This window comes from Micromonospora sp. NPDC049139, from assembly GCF_055586845.1.
Genome location: NZ_JBVJHK010000001.1, coordinates 590,526 through 605,200, shown reverse-complemented (window position 1 = coordinate 605,200; position 14,675 = coordinate 590,526). Strand labels below are relative to the sequence as shown.

Annotated in this window: 13 protein-coding genes; 8 read left to right on the top strand and 5 right to left on the bottom strand. The window is 69.6% G+C overall.

Features of this window, described 5'->3' with window-relative positions; translation table 11 throughout:
* Positions 1 to 40: 40 nt before the first annotated feature.
* Complete coding sequence (locus ACZ6Q9_RS02690; RefSeq protein ID WP_393449159.1) at positions 41 to 2,716, top strand: AMP-binding protein; 2,676 nt, start codon at positions 41 to 43, stop codon at positions 2,714 to 2,716.
* Here the strand turns inward: ACZ6Q9_RS02690 and ACZ6Q9_RS02685 are convergent.
* From ACZ6Q9_RS02685 to ACZ6Q9_RS02675, 3 genes are all read right to left on the bottom strand, one after another.
* Positions 2,696 to 2,926 carry a DUF6886 family protein gene (locus ACZ6Q9_RS02685; protein ID WP_393265797.1) on the bottom strand — a complete coding sequence of 77 codons (231 nt, stop codon included), beginning with the start codon at positions 2,924 to 2,926 and terminating at the stop codon, positions 2,696 to 2,698. The two genes, ACZ6Q9_RS02690 and ACZ6Q9_RS02685, sit on opposite strands and share 21 nt — an antisense overlap.
* 104 nt (positions 2,927 to 3,030) lie before the next feature.
* The gene (locus tag ACZ6Q9_RS02680; RefSeq protein WP_393265799.1) at positions 3,031 to 4,074 is read right to left on the bottom strand and encodes a zinc-dependent alcohol dehydrogenase family protein; all 1,044 of its coding nucleotides are present in this window, start codon (positions 4,072 to 4,074) and stop codon (positions 3,031 to 3,033) included.
* Positions 4,075 to 4,109: 35 nt separating this feature from the next.
* The gene (locus ACZ6Q9_RS02675) at positions 4,110 to 5,438 is read right to left on the bottom strand and encodes an MFS transporter (RefSeq protein ID WP_393265802.1); all 1,329 of its coding nucleotides are present in this window, start codon (positions 5,436 to 5,438) and stop codon (positions 4,110 to 4,112) included.
* A 95-nt stretch (positions 5,439 to 5,533) separates the two neighbouring features.
* Between ACZ6Q9_RS02675 and ACZ6Q9_RS02670 the strand changes: the two genes are divergently transcribed.
* The 5 genes from ACZ6Q9_RS02670 to ACZ6Q9_RS02650 all read left to right on the top strand — a co-directional run bounded on the left by ACZ6Q9_RS02670 (position 5,534) and on the right by ACZ6Q9_RS02650 (position 10,126).
* Positions 5,534 to 6,433 carry a helix-turn-helix transcriptional regulator gene (locus tag ACZ6Q9_RS02670; protein ID WP_393449168.1) on the top strand — a complete coding sequence of 300 codons (900 nt, stop codon included), beginning with the start codon at positions 5,534 to 5,536 and terminating at the stop codon, positions 6,431 to 6,433.
* A 124-nt stretch (positions 6,434 to 6,557) separates the two neighbouring features.
* Positions 6,558 to 7,382: an ATP-grasp domain-containing protein gene (locus ACZ6Q9_RS02665; protein WP_396826684.1), complete on the top strand. Its 825-nt coding sequence runs from the start codon at positions 6,558 to 6,560 to the stop codon at positions 7,380 to 7,382.
* A 289-nt stretch (positions 7,383 to 7,671) separates the two neighbouring features.
* A complete protein-coding gene (locus tag ACZ6Q9_RS02660) occupies positions 7,672 to 8,784 on the top strand; it encodes a hypothetical protein (protein WP_396826686.1) in 1,113 nt (370 codons plus the stop codon).
* A 133-nt stretch (positions 8,785 to 8,917) separates the two neighbouring features.
* The gene (locus ACZ6Q9_RS02655; RefSeq protein WP_393449177.1) at positions 8,918 to 9,370 is read left to right on the top strand and encodes a hypothetical protein; all 453 of its coding nucleotides are present in this window, start codon (positions 8,918 to 8,920) and stop codon (positions 9,368 to 9,370) included.
* Positions 9,371 to 9,538: 168 nt separating this feature from the next.
* A complete protein-coding gene (locus tag ACZ6Q9_RS02650) occupies positions 9,539 to 10,126 on the top strand; it encodes a hypothetical protein (protein WP_396826688.1) in 588 nt (195 codons plus the stop codon).
* Between the two features lie 139 nt (positions 10,127 to 10,265).
* On the opposite strand, the gene ACZ6Q9_RS02645 is transcribed toward ACZ6Q9_RS02650, so the two are convergent.
* Entirely contained in the window at positions 10,266 to 11,465 is a 1,200-nt protein-coding gene (locus ACZ6Q9_RS02645) for an FAD-dependent oxidoreductase (RefSeq protein WP_396826690.1), read from the bottom strand.
* A gap of 90 nt (positions 11,466 to 11,555) precedes the next feature.
* On the opposite strand from ACZ6Q9_RS02645, the gene ACZ6Q9_RS02640 reads away from it, so the two are divergent.
* Positions 11,556 to 12,224 carry a TetR/AcrR family transcriptional regulator gene (locus ACZ6Q9_RS02640; protein ID WP_393449186.1) on the top strand — a complete coding sequence of 223 codons (669 nt, stop codon included), beginning with the start codon at positions 11,556 to 11,558 and terminating at the stop codon, positions 12,222 to 12,224.
* Positions 12,225 to 12,623: 399 nt separating this feature from the next.
* On the opposite strand, the gene ACZ6Q9_RS02635 is transcribed toward ACZ6Q9_RS02640, so the two are convergent.
* Entirely contained in the window at positions 12,624 to 13,637 is a 1,014-nt protein-coding gene (locus tag ACZ6Q9_RS02635; RefSeq protein ID WP_396826692.1) for a sigma-70 family RNA polymerase sigma factor, read from the bottom strand.
* 171 nt (positions 13,638 to 13,808) lie between these two features.
* Between ACZ6Q9_RS02635 and ACZ6Q9_RS02630 the strand changes: the two genes are divergently transcribed.
* On the top strand, positions 13,809 to 14,474 hold the full coding sequence (locus ACZ6Q9_RS02630; RefSeq protein WP_396826694.1) for a maleylpyruvate isomerase family mycothiol-dependent enzyme: 666 nt from the start codon (positions 13,809 to 13,811) through the stop codon (positions 14,472 to 14,474).
* Positions 14,475 to 14,675 lie beyond the last annotated feature (201 nt).

The window sequence follows — 14,675 nt, the reverse complement described above, 5'->3', positions numbered from 1 at the left end:
AGGGTAGGCCACCCTAACTTAGTTCATCCTAAGGTGCGCCGTGTCCCTCCTCGTCGACCATCCACTCACTGCCCCGGGCGTGCCCTTCGCACGCGGCCTGGCGCGGCACGGTGACCGGCCTGCCCTGCTCACGCCCGCGGGAGCCGTGTCGTACCGTGACCTCGCCGACCGGGTCCGTGACCGAGCCGCGATGCTTGGCCCCGGACGTCGTCTCGTCCTGCTGGCGGGAGCCAACCAGGTCGACACGATCGTCACCTACCTCGCCGCGCTCGCCGCCGGTCACCCGCTGCTGTTGGCGCCGGCGGACAATCCCGCCGCGCTCGCACGGCTGACGGCGACCTACGACCCCGACGTCACGTTCACGGACGACCACGCACACCCGAGCCGGCGCCGCCGGCGCAGCGCCCACGACCTGCACCCCGATCTGGCGCTGCTGCTCAGTACCTCCGGTTCGACCGGGTCGCCGCGCCTGGTCCGCCTGTCCCACGACAACCTGCAGGCGAACGCGGAGTCGATCGCGGACTACCTGGGGATCACGTCGGCGGATCGGCCGGTCACGACCCTGCCGATGCACTACTGCTACGGACTCTCCGTGATCAACAGTCACCTGCTGCGCGGTGCCTGCCTGATCCTCAACGACCTGTCGGTGGCCGATGCCGCCTTCTGGCAGCGGGTGCGCGACACGGGTGCCACCAGCTTCGCCGGCGTCCCGTACACCTTCGACCTGCTCGACCGGGTCGGCTTCGCCGACATGACCCTGCCCACGCTGCGCTACGTGACCCAGGCCGGCGGACGACTCGCGCCCGAGCGCGTACGCCGCTACGCGGAACTCGGCCGCAGCAAGGGCTTCGACCTGGTCGTCATGTACGGCCAGACCGAGGCCACTGCCCGCATCGCCTACCTGCCCCCGGACCTGGCGGAGCGGCACCCGCACACCATCGGTGTCGCCGTGCCCGGTGGAAGCCTCCACCTGCATCCCCTGCCCGACGACGAGGGTGCCCCGGACACCGGGGAACTGGTGTACCGCGGCCGCAACGTCATGCTCGGCTACGCCGAGCGCCCCGCCGACCTCGGTCGTGGCCGCACCATCACCGAGCTGCGCACCGGCGACATCGCTCGCCGCACACCCGAGGGCCTCTACGAGATCGTCGGCCGCCGCACGGACTTCCTCAAGATCTTCGGTCTCCGGCTCGACCTACGGCAGATCGAAACCATGCTGCGGACGAACGGGTACGCCGCCTTCGTCACCGGCGACGACGAACGGCTGCTGATCGCCGTCGAGGGCGACGCCGACCGCGACCACCTGCACACCCTCGTCAGCCGCCACCACGGGCTGCCGCGCCACGTCGTGGACGTCCACCTGTTCGACCGCCTGCCCCGGCTCGCATCGGGCAAACCCGACTACCCGGCCATCCGAGCCCTCGCCGCGACCCCGCCGCAGCCCACTCCGGCAGCCGCTTCTCCGGACCTGACCGCGCTGTTCGCGGAGGTCCTCGGTCGGAAGGAGGCCACCGCCGAACACAGCTTCGTGGACCTGGGCGGCGACTCCCTGTCGTACGTCGAGATGTCGATCCGCCTCGAGCAGGCCCTCGGCCACCTGCCACCGAACTGGCACACCACACCGATCCGTGACCTGCGGCCCGCGCCCGCCCCTCCGCCGACGCCGGCTCAGAAGGAGGGGCCGACTCCGGCCGTGCCTGATAGCCGGCGCAGTTCGCGCAGTCGCCTCGACACCACCGTGGCGCTGCGCGCCATCGCCATCGTCCTCATCGTCGGCAGCCACATCCAGGTGTACGACCTGCCCGGCGGCGCGCACCTCCTCCTCGGGGTGGCCGGCTACAACTTCGCCCGATTCCAGCTCACCGCGGCGCCACGACGCCAACGCATCGCCAAGCTCGCCCGCAGCACCTCCCGCATCGTGCTGGCCGCCACGACCTGGATCGGCGCGATGTACCTGCTCACCGACGACTACACCCTCGGCAGCGTCTTCCTCGCCGGGTACCTCACCGCTCCCGCGGACGGCACGAACTACTGGTGGCACTTCTGGTTCATCGAGGCGCTGGTCTACTACCTGCTCATCCTTCTCGCCGCGCTCAGCCTGCCGTTCGTCGACCGGCTGGAACGCCGCCGCCCGTTCGCTCTGCCGCTGACGCTGGCCGCTCTCGGGCTCATCTCGCGTTACCAACTCGTGCCCGACGTGGAACTGCCCACCCCGGTCGTCGTGTTCTGGCTGTTCGCCCTCGGTTGGGCGGCGGCCAAGGCCTCCACCGCCGGCCAGAAACTGTGCGTGACGCTCGCGATCGTCGCGACCGTGCCGACGTTCTTCGGGGACCCCGGGCGCGAGGCCGTCATCATCGGCGGCCTGCTCCTCATGATCTGGGTGGCCGACCTCCCCAGCCTGCCCCTGCTCAACCGGGCCGCCGCGGCCCTGGCCGCGAGTTCGATCTACATCTACCTCACCCACTGGCAGATCTTCCGGCCCGTCGATGACATCTCGCTGCTCCTGGCGCTGCTGGCCAGCCTGGCGTTCGGCGTCGCGTACGCCATGCTCGTCCCTCGCCTGGCCGGCAAGGCGGGGACCGTGGCGGTGCGGTGGTACACCCGAGCCGCTCACCGCGTCTCGCAGCGCCGATCGTCGCCGCCGGGTTCATCGGCACGTCCCCGCCGATCCGGCAGGCGTCTTCCCGGTACGCACCTAGACGTTCAGGACGCGTAGCTGGATGCCGGCCTCGGCATGGCAGTCGAGGAGGTCGCCTACGGGCTCGGGCGGGCCGAGTGGCTCGATCGGCTCGACCGCGACGTGGGCACGGGGTTCAGGGACACCGAAGGGCCGGAACCGATCGGCCGGCAGCCGGTAGGCGAACAGCGGGCCGTTCGCATCGCGTCCAGCCAGCCGTACTCGATGGCACGGACGCGGTCGCCGCATCCCGCGCCGACGATGCTGGCGCGGTCGGTCTCCGTGGTGCCTGTGCGTGAAGGCCCCGACCTCGTGCCGTTACGTCGGCAGCGAGGGCGGGGCCGTGCACGGGGTCAGGGCTTGATGAGGACCTTGAGGCTCTTGCGGTCGTCCATGTCCTGGTAGCCGGCGGGCACGCCGTCGAGGTCGGTGGTGGCGTCGAACACCTTGCCGGGCTCGATGGTGCCGTCGAGGATGTCGGGCATCAGCTCCTCGATGTACGCGCGCACGGGAGCGGGGCCGCCGGCGAGGATGAGGTTGTGGCGGAAGAGGCTGCCGAAGCCGATGGGCGCGTTCTCGTACTGGGGGACGCCGACGCGGCTGATCACGCCGCCGGGGCGGACGACGCCGACGGCCTGCTCGTAGGCGGACATGTGGCCGACGGCTTCGAGCACGGCGTCGGTGCCGTGGCCGCCGGTCAGTTCCCGGACCTTGGCGATGCCCTCGTCGCCGCGCTCGGTAACCACGTCGGTGGCGCCGAATTCGGTGCCCAGGTCGGTGCGGGCCTGGTGGCGGCCCATGAGGATGATCTGCTCGGCGCCGAGGCGCTTGGCCGACAGCACGGCCAGGAGCCCGACGGCGCCGTCGCCGACGACGGTGACGGAGCTGCCCTTGCGCACGCCGCCCTTGATGGCGGCGTGGTAGCCGGTGCCGAGGACGTCGGCGAGGGTGAGCAGCGACGGGATGAGCGCGGAGTCCGCGGCGACGGGCAGCTTGACGAGGGTGCCGTCGGCGAGGGGGATACGGATCGCTTCGGCCTGCCCGCCTTCGTCGGGGATGCCGTCCAAGAAGTTGGCCTGGGGGTGGGAGCAGGAGGTCTGCAGGTTCTCGCGGCAGAACTGGCAGGTGTTGTCGGAGATGGCGAACGGGGCGACGACCAGGTCACCGCGCTTGAGGGTGGTCACCTCCGAGCCGGTGTCCTCGACGATGCCGATCAGTTCGTGTCCCATCCGGGCCGGGCCGGTTTCACGGGACATCGAGTGGTACGGGTGCAGGTCGCTGCCGCAGATACAGGACGCCGTGATCCGCACCAGCGCGTCGGTGGGCAGCTTGATCGTGGAGTCCGGCACGTTCTCGACGCGGACGTCGCCGGCACCGTACATGAGCGTTGCGCGCATGGTCTTCCTCTTCCTTCGATGTTTTGTGGGGGTTGTCAGACGGCGGCGTAGGTCTCGACCGCTGCGCTGGTTGTCGTGGCGTCGCCCGATCTGGGCGGACTCGCGGCGCGGCGGCGCGCGATGAGGGCCAACGCCACCGCGGGGACCACCGCCAGGACGACGATGGCCGCGCCGACGGCGGCGGGGCCGGTGGCGCCGAGCGTGGAGGCCAGCGCCAGGCCCGCGATCCAGGAGCCGACGGCGGTACCGGCATTGAACGCCGACACGGTCAGCGAGGACGCCAGCGTGGGCGCCCGCCCGGCGAAACGCACGGCCAGTGCGATCAGCACCGGGTTCGCGCCCAGCCCGAAGAACCCGAGCAGCACGACCACACCCGCTGTCAGCCACGGCATTCCCGATGCCAGGCAGATCATCCCAAGCAGGATCGCGGTGACGACGGGCGCCACGAGCGTGACCACGTGCGGGTGAGCGTCGCCGAGACGGCCGGCGACCAGTGACCCCACCAGGGCGCCGACGCCGAACCCGACCAGCGCCAACGGCACCAGCCGTGCCGGAACACCGGCCTGGTCGGTGAGCAACGGCGCGATGTAGGAGTACGCGGCAAGCACACCACCGGTGGTCGCCGCGCAGCCGGCAAGGGCCAGCCACAGCCGCCCGGAACGCAGCCCGGACAGTTCGGAACGCACCGACGCCGACTGGGCCCGTCCCTTCTCGTGGGGGACGTGACGGGAAATCAGCGCGGTGGCGGCCAGCGCCAGGACGGCGAGCGCCCAGAACGTGCCCCGCCACCCGATGAGCTGTCCGGCGAACGCGCCGAGCGGGACGCCCAGCGCCGTGGCGAGCATGCCTCCGGCGTTCACCAGACCCATGGCCCGCGCTCCGCGCGCCGGCCCGGCGACGCGGGTCGCGACCACGGCGGACAGGGCCCAGAACGCGCCCGTGGCGAACGCGGTGATCAACCGCGCCAGCAGAAGCACCGCGAAGCTGTCACCGAGTGCCACCACGAGATGGCCGATCGCGAACACCGCCAGCGCGAGGATGAGGGCCACGCGTTGCGGCAGCCGCAGCGTGAGCATCGCCATCAGCGGCGCACCGATGATCATCCCGATCGCGAACACCGTGATCAGCAGACCCGCGTGGGCGACACTGACCTGCAGGTCACCTGCGATCTCCGGCAACACACCTGCCACGATGAACTCGGTCGTGCCCATCAGGAACGTCCCCAGAGCGAGGACGTAGATCAACATGGGCAGCGCAGCGGAACGGGCCGCGCTCGCGCCGGACCGGGAACCGCCGTTCAGGGGAGTGGCTTCTCCCTGCATGCATGAACTCCTGTGCAGCTTCGGAAACGTCTTCGCATCCATTTGAGCGCCGCACCGGGGGCGTGAGAAAGGTGGCGTTCATAGGGGGTACAAGCTCTCCCCCCTCTGCCAGGTTCATTCGGGCTTACCGTGGGAACATGCCCGACCCGGCCGACCATCGCACCACCATTCGTGACTTCCTGACCAGCCGCCGCGCCAAGATCAGCCCCGAGCAGGCCGGGCTGCCCGCCGGTGTCCGGCGCCGTGTGCCCGGCCTGCGGCGGGAAGAGGTCGCCGTCCTCGCCGGCGTCAGCACCGAGTGGTACACAAGACTGGAGAAGGGCCACATCAGCGGAATCTCCGAAGACGTTCTCGACGCCGTGGCCCGAGCACTGCACCTCGACGACGAAGAACGCACCTACCTGTTCGACCTGGCCTACGCCGCCCGGCCGAAAGCCCGCCGAAATCCCCGACGCACCGAGGTGAAGGTCGAACCCCACCTGCAGTGGCTGATCGATTCCATCACGATGTCGGCAGCATTCCTGCGCAACGGACGTCTCGACGTGGTCGCCAGCAACGCGCTCGCCCGTGCACTGCACGCACCCATGTTCAGCAGCGACACCACCACAGCCAACGGCAGAGCGAACTTCGCCCGCTACCATTTCCTCGACCCGGCATCACAAGACTTCTTCGCAGACTGGGAGGCCGGCGCTGCCTCGACCGTCGCCCTGCTGCGCGCCGAGGCGGGTCGAAACCCCGAAGACCGGCTACTGCGGGAACTCGTCGGCGAGCTCTGCACCCTCAGCACCGAATTCCGGAAGATGTGGGCATCACACGACATCCGCATCCGGCACGAAGGAGTCAAACGTCTGCAGCACCCTGTCGTCGGCGCGCTGGAGTTGACCTATCAGCCCCTCGCGCTGCCGACACCATCGCGCGCCGTCCACGAACTGACTGTGTACACCGCCGAACCCGGAACCATCCACGAAGAGCGGCTGAAGATCCTCGCCACCTGGTCGGCGACCGCCATCGTAGAAGCCGCCCAACGCTCTGACTGACGACGTAGAACTCCGGCCACAAGGGCGCCGGAGAGGGATCCGTTCTCTGGCCACAACCCTCCCAGCGGGTGCGGCGAGGATAATCAGGCGACGGCAACGTGGCGGGTCCTCAGAATCGTCAGTCATGACCATCGCCGTCCCGGTCGGTGACTTCCTGGTGCTGCCGCCGCGCCTCGACAGGACCGCCGAGCTGCTTGCTGAATCGGCCCGGCGACGGGGCCTGGCAGTGGAGCAACTGCCCCACCCGTCAGCACCGGCTCAGCTGCGGCGGGCCCGGGGCGGGCACCTCTACGGAGGACCGGTCTTCGCCGCTGCCGTCGCCGCGGACCTCGACCTGGCGATGCTCGAACCGGCCGACGACTGGCTGGTGCAGCTGCCGTACGAGTACACCCGCCGCGACATCACCCTCACCACTCTCGGCGACGCACGCTGGTCCCGTACGCCAATGTTCGTCAAGCCGCCCCGAGACAAGACCCTGACGGCCGGCGTCTACGCCGACGGCTCCCGCCTGCCCCGTGCCGAGCGCCACCCCGCCGACACTCCGGTGCTGGTCAGCGAGATCGTGACGTTCCTGGTGGAGTATCGGTTGTTCGTCCTCGACGCCGCAGTGCACGCCGCCAGCCGCTACGCCACCAACGGCCGGCTCGACCCGGCTCCCCTCGCCGCCTGCCCACACCGCGCCGCCGTGCTCGACTTCGCCGTCAGCCTGCTCGACGCCTGCGCTGACAGCCTGCCCAGCGCCGTCGTTGTCGACGTCGGCCTCGCCAGCAACGCCGACCGCGGCGACGAACACTGGGCCGTGGTGGAGGCGAACATGGCCTGGTTCAGCACAAGCTACGCCGCCAACCCCGACCAGGTCCTCGACGTGGTGCTTCGGGCGGCCGGACCACGCCACCGCCTGGCTCCCCGCGACCACGCGTTCACAAGACCGCCCACCCTCTTCGGATAGCAGCTCCACGATGACCGACGTTGCCAACAACGCCCGCCTCGACGCCAGCCGAGACGTCACCACGGAGGAGGCACCCGGACAGCGCCTCGGGCAGTGCCGAACGCCCGGCAGGGCGCACCCGCTCGGCGGCACAAGCGGATGGGCCGACTCGCGCGGCCACGGCGGGCCGACCCCGCCACCGCAGGCCCGACCCTGGTGCTGTGTCCCGCGTCGCTGCTCGTAACGACCCGCGGCCGTGTTCGGCGGTGATCTGTGGTCCGTCGTCCAGTGCCTCAGCACCAGCAGGAGCATGTTCTCCGTCGCGGGCCTCCCGGCCGCAATTGGATTGTTCGACGAGGGCGTACGGGTGACCATGGTCGGCATGGTGGGGGGATCGGTGGTGAGATCGCCGTTTCAGGGCGGGCTACCGCCGGTGGACGCGGTGGTTGGCGCCGTGGTGGAGATCGCCTGTGACGAGTCCGGATTCTCGGGCACCAATCTGCTCCGTTCGACCACCCCGGTGATCACGCACGCGAGTGTCGACCTGGGCGCGGACGAGGCCATCGGGCTGATCACAGCGCTGCGGTCCGGGTTCCGGTTCTCGCCGCACGAGTTCAAGTCCGGGCAGTTCCTTCGCGGCCCGGGCGCGGGTGAAGCGCTGGAGTGGTTCCTGGCGGCGCTGAAGGGCCGCGCGCACGTCCATCTGGTCGACAAGGAGTTCTTCCTCGTAACCCGGATCGTCGACCTGCTGCTGACCGAGCCGTCGTACGCGGCCGGTACCCGCCTGACTCAGGGCGACCGTCCGACCGCTCTCGCCCTGTACCGGGCCAGGCGCTCAGCCGGAAGCGACTGGGGTGTCTTCCTGGCAGCCTTCGTCGACCTGGTCCGGATCAAACGGCGGCGTCCGGATCGCCGGACCGTGGAGCGGTTCTTCCAGGCCCGGGATGCGCTGGTACGACACGGGCTCGGCACACCGGCCGATGCTGTCCTCAACGGGCTCAGTCCGAGCCACGTGTGGGCGGTGGCGACCAGGCTCGACAACGACGACCGGTCGATCCCGCCGCCGCTGGAACCGATGCTGCCGGCGCTGGCGGAAACGGTCTTGTCCTGGAGCGCCGGACGGCGGCAGGTGCTGGTGATCCACGATGAGCAGAGCGCCCTCACGGCCGACCGGTTGACCCGCCTCCAGCAGGTGCTGGCCAACGGCGGCGGACCGTCGGCGGCAGACGCCGAGAAGGCTGGGGCGTTGCCGGCCGGCGTATCGCCCCTGGCCGGGCTGGTGATGGTCGACTCCCGCGACGATCCCCGGGTCCAGGTCGCCGACCTCCTCGCTGGGGTAGCCCGGCGGTTGCCGGCGATCATCAACCCCGCTCTACTTCAGCCGCTGCTCTCCCCGACCTCACTGCACGATCCCGAAGGATGACACGACGACGAGTGACACGTCGGTGCACGGTGGTGAGATCGCTGGGACACGATCCTGTCGTACCCGGACGGCATGATGCTGGCGTAGCGATCGCGACGGCTCCCGCCGTCGGCGCGAGGAGAGGACGAGCGGGATGAGGGCCGGACCGCCGCGCTGTCTCGCCATCGATCATGACGACTATCATGCCGAGCATGTGGGGCGCACCGCTGACGGCAGGCAGTTCTTCCTCACCACTCCCTTCGAACCAGCCATCCGAGGCGACGACGACGGTCAGGAGTTTGTCGCTCTGTACCTCTTCGACTCCGAGGGCCGGTTCCTGGAGGCCAGGATCGACGCCTTCGGTCCCAGAGCCCGGATGGACCGTATGGCGCGGCGGGCGGCATGTGACGCTCGGCTGAAGGAGCTTGGAGAGGTTACGTTCACCCGTATCGAGGTCGAGCCCTTCGCGATCGATCGGTTCGGTACAACCTTCGGCCTGATTCCCCGGGAGCCGGAGGACGACGACGACACGTGGTGGGTCACCGTCGAGCCCGGCGACTACATGGCCTTTACTGAGCCATGGGACAGCGGCGAGTACGACACCTGAGGTCCGTTCGGCGGGTGCACACGATTCGGCATGCTCGTGGTTCGTACTGCTGGGCTCGCGACCTTGCCTTGCTCGGCCGCCTGTAGATGGTCAGGGTCGACTTCTGCGGGGGTTCTCAGGGTCGCGGGCGGGGGTTCCGCCGGAGGCACCATGATCCGGTGCGCGACCATGATCTTCAGCATGACGAAGGCAGCGAAGTCCACTCTGATCGCCGGGCCGCTCGCGTTGGGCGGCTACGGCGTGGCCCGTATCGTCGGCAGACTCGACAACATGTACGGGCCGGGGTTCGACTGGCAACTCGCCCATTTCCTCGGCTTGGCCGGCTTCCTCCTGTTCGTGCCGCTGGTCCTGGGGCTGCGGACGCTACTGCCCGCCGGGGCGGTGCGCGAAGTGGTGGTCGGCGCCACTCTGCTCGGTCTGGCGGCATCCGTGGTCCAGTTCGGAGCAGACATCGTGCAGGCATTCATGGCTGCCGACAAGGAAGAGCTGCGGAGCCTGCAGCACGACTTCTCCGGCCTACCCGGCGTGCGACCCGCAATCTACGACGTCGGGCCACTGTTCTTCTTCGTCGGGATCGTGGCGGTCGCCGTGCTGGCCGCCAGGGCGGGCCGGCTGCCGTGGTGGAGCCCGGTGGTCATGCTCGTCGGGGTGTTGCTGCCGCCGGTGAACTTGGATCTGATGCCGTTGGCCGGGCTGTTGATGCTGGTGGCACTGCTGCCGCTGGGGCGTTCGCCTCGGCAGGTATCGGCGGGCTGAGCCCGCAGAGCTCTTGGCTGTGAGCGTATCGACCGCCCCGAACCCCTGACACGTCCGACGACCACCACGCCAGCCGACCTTTTGCCCCGAGAGTCCGTCCCTGCGGATCGCGTCTCCATCCGTCTGTCGGAACGGTGGGTCAACGCACGTGTTCGGGGCGTACGCCGATGCCGACCAGCCGGGCGGGGAGGGCTTGCAGTGCCGGGAACCGGTTCGCCAGGCGTATCGGGGCCGGGGCGTCGATCCGGCCGGTGGCGTGCAGCAGCGGGTCGACGACGCGCCGCTGCGCGGCGCGCTGGAGGTTCTGCGTCAGCACCGTCGGGAGGTGCCGGCGCTTCTGCACCGCGGCGAGGTCGGCTTCGGTGACCGGCTGCCCGGCGGCGAGGCTCGGGCCCAGCATCCGGGCGGTGGCCGCGGCGTCCTGCACCGCCAGGTTGATGCCGACGCCGCCGATCGGGGACATGGCGTGTGCGGCGTCGCCGATGAGCAGCGTGCCGGGCGCGTGCCAGCGCTGCAGCCGGTTGACCTTCACCGTCAGCAGTTTGACGTCGTTCCAGGTGGCGAGTTCACCGACTCGGTCGGCGAGGACGGGGTGCCGCCGGGTCACCTGTTCCCGCAGCGCCTCCAGCCCGGCCGTGCGGATCTCGTCGTAGCCGCCCTTGGCGATGACGTACGCGCACTGGTAGTAGTCGCCGCGGTCGATGGCGAGCATCAGCCCGCCGGCGCCGACCCGCATTGTCAGGCCGTCGCCGTCGCCTGCGCGGCGTGAGATCCGGAACCACAGCACGTCCATGGGTGCGCCGTAGTCGACCGGCCGCAGGCCGAGTTCCCGGCGTACCACCGAATCACGGCCGTCGCAGGCGACAGTGAGCGACGCCTCGATCTCCAGTTCGCCCTCCGGGCTCACGGCGCGCACGCCGGTGACGGCGCCTGACGGGTCGCGGAGCAGGCCCGTCACGGTGGTGGAGCGAAGCAGCGTGAAGGTGGGGAACCTCGCCGCCTCGGTGGCGAGCATCTCCAGGAAGTCCCACTGGGGGACGAAGTACAGGTAGTTGTGTGGCGTCGGCAGGCGCGTGAAGTCCGCGACGGCGTAGGTGCCGTCGTCGAAGGTGACGCGCAACGCGCCGGCCTTACGCCCGGGCAGCACCGCCATCCGTTCGCCGAGCCCGATCTCGTCGAGCATGTTCAGTGTGGAGGGATGCACCGTGTCGCCGCGGAAGTCCCGGAGGAAGTCGGCGTGCTTCTCCAGCACGGTGACCTGCACTCCCTGCCGGGCGAGCAGCAGCCCCAGGACGAGCCCCGCGGGCCCGCCGCCGACGACGCAGACAGTGGCCTTCATGGTTGCCTCCAATCGCAACTCGTGTTGCCTTTTGAGTTTGCCGAGTGGGATGGTGTAACGCAACAGCCGGTGCGTCAAAGGAGGTGTCCGATGTCTGTCGGCCAGCGTCCGGGCGGGCGCAGCGCCCGCGTCCGGGCGGCGGTCCTCACGGCCGCCCGTGGCCTCCTCGCCGACGGGTACGCCGAACTGACCGTCGAACGGATCGCCCAGGCGGCCGGCGTCAACAAGACGTCGGTCTACCGCCGGTGGACCGACCTGGAAGGCGTCCTCGGCGACCTGCTCAGCGAGTACGCCAGTGAGGTCGTCCCGATCCCGGACACCGGCGACCTCGACACCGACCTCGAGGAACTGGCGTTGCTGATCCGGCGCGGCATGGCCGGCGAACCCGGTGAGCTGATCACGGCCCTTGCCGCGGCCGCGCCCCGCAACCCGCGCGCCGCGCAGATCGTCCGCGGCTTCTTCGCCGAACGGTTCGGCCTGGCCGAGGCCGTCGTCGACCACGCCGTCGCCCGCGGCGAACTGGCTGATGGCACCGATGTCCGGGCCGCGATCGAGATCCTGGGCGCGCCCTTCTTCCTGCGGCTGCTCGTCATCGACGAACCCATCGACGAGGAGTTCGCCCGACGTGCCGCCGCCGCGGCCGCCGCAGCCCTCCGCGCCGGCGTCTTCGGTCCGGCGCGAGAACCTCGTCCCGTCATGGGCGCGAGTGCAGTGCCTCCCGCCAGCCGTCCCGGTCGGCAGCCCGGTCCCCGTCGGTGACGACCTCGACATGCACGTCGAACCGCGAGGCAAGAGCCCCGGTTGTGACGGTGCCGTGGGAGCCGGGGTTGTGGCCGGCGACAACGTGGAAAGCAGCATGTGGGGCGCCGGAGGCGTTGGGGTCGGCATACTTGGCCGGTGTTCGACTTCGGGATCGCCGGGCATCAGCCGTGTTGGCTGCCCGGCGCGGGCAGCGGCTTGAGGCGGTCGAGCTTCTCGAATGGGCTGGCGATACCTGGTCTCCTCGCGATGCGAGAAGCGATCCGCCGATCCTGCTACCCCAGGCCATGGACGTACTCCAATTCCGCTCCAACGCCGGGATGATCCACGCGCGGGTTGCCGAGCACCTTGGTGCCATGAGCGTGCGGTCGGTCAACGTACGTTGGGCCGCTGTCCGGATCACGGTAGTGACGTCGGCAGTGCGAAAGCCGGGAAGTGCTCCGCGCCGAGGAACGACGTGATCTCCGCGATGCGCTCATCCCTCAAGGTCAACACGGTGATCGACCAACCAAGGTGCGGGCCCGCCTGGTCGTTGCCGAGGTAGAACCCGACGGCAGGCTGACCGTTCGCAGTCGTCGGACGATACCGCCAACTCCCGCAACCGGTCAGCGGGACCCGAACGGCGAAGTCGGTGACCGCCTCGATCCCGCGGTACCAGTGCGCCATCGGGGGCATCGACCACGTGACGTCGCTGGTGAGCAGGGCAACGAGCGCATCGGCGTCACCGCGCTCGAACGCGGTGGAGAATCGGGCGACGATCTGCCGTACGCGAGCGTCGTCGATCTTCCGTAGGGTCTGCTGCTGGGACTGCGGTGGGACCTTCTCCGCGATCACCCGGCGGGCGCGGGCGAGGGCCGAGTTCACCGAGGTGGTCGAGGTGTTCATCGTGTTGGCTATCTCGGCCGCAGAGAAGCCGAGGACGTCGAAGAGCAGCAGCGCCGCCCGCTGGTTGCCCGGTAGATGTTGCAACGCGGAGGCGAAGGCAAGTTCGACGGCTTCACGCTGTTCATACCTTGCGCTGGGAGCTGATGGACCGTCGCCGAGGCCGGCGTCAGGGTAGGGGCCCAGCCAGGCGAACTCCGTCAGCGGCCGGTCATCGAGCACCGCACGGTCACTGGAGGGACCAAGGTCGACGGGTAGCGGCCGCCTACCACGGGACTCCACGATATTCAGACAGACCCGGGTTGCGATGGTGTAGAGCCACGAGCGCAGAGAGCTGCGTTCCTCGAATCGCGCGAGTCCTCGCCATGCCCGCAGCAGGGTTTCCTGCACCGCATCATCGGCGTCATGGGTTGAGCCGAGCATGCGGTAGCAGTGGGCGTGCAACTCCCGGCGCAGTGGCTGGACCAAGCGGGTGAAGGCCTCGTCGTCACCCTCGCGCGCCCGGCCAAGATCGGCATGCTCGTCGCGCACCGCAGCCGAGTCTCCAGCCAACCCAGAAGGATCTTTGCTCACGAGCGACGATTCTGCCCCGCAGCGGCGGTCTCCACTCCGGCAGACCCTCACCACCGGAGCCAGTTACCGCTGGACCGGCGTCATCTCGCCCTGATGAACCGACACTCGACCACGACAGGAGACCTCGACATGACCGAGAAGGAAGCAGGAGCCCGCATCGATCGTGGAAGCGACACCTGGTCTCGGATCCACGCAGAACGCGCGGCACTGGCGGCCGACCTCGCGGGCCTGACTGATCAGCAGTTCGCGACGCCGTCGTTGTGCACCGGGTTGGCGGTACGAGAGGTGCTCGCTCACCTCATCGCAGGGGCAAGCCTGAACTCCTGGCAATGGCTGGCAGGGGTCATCCGATGCAGATTCGACTTCGACAAGCAGGTGACCATGCGGCTGAACGAGCAGTTGGGCGCAACTGCCGCCGAGACACTGGAAAGGTTCCGCGGCATCGTCATGAGCAGGACCAAACCGCCGCTGCCGACCATGGCGATGCTCGGCGAAACGATCGTGCACGGGGAGGACATCCGGCGCCCCCTGGACATCCGCCGGCCCTACCCGATCGAGACCATCACGCAGGTCGCCCGGTACTACCAGGGCTCCGACCAGGTGGTCCTGGCCAAAGGCCGCATCCGCGGCCTGCGACTCGTCGCGAACGACGGCCCCTTCACCACCGGCTCCGGGCCACTCGTGTCCGGCACCACCCTGGCACTGACCATGGCGATGACTGGGCGTACCACGTACTGCGACGAACTCGAAGGCGACGGTGTCGCAACCCTGCGCGACCGCTGCACCCCTGCCTGATCGACATCCGTACGCGGCAACCCCTGAAGCGCCCCACAGCCATTGCGCACCGACCGCTCATCGGCGAAGCCGCGAGAGGCGGGTTGTGTCCCGGCAGGTCCGGCCTCACCTGCGGCGCCGACCTGCCGGGCCATGGGACCGACCGCAGTGGCTGCTGCGGCGCTGGTAGCGTGTGTCTGCATTCCAGCCAGCCCGCCGCGG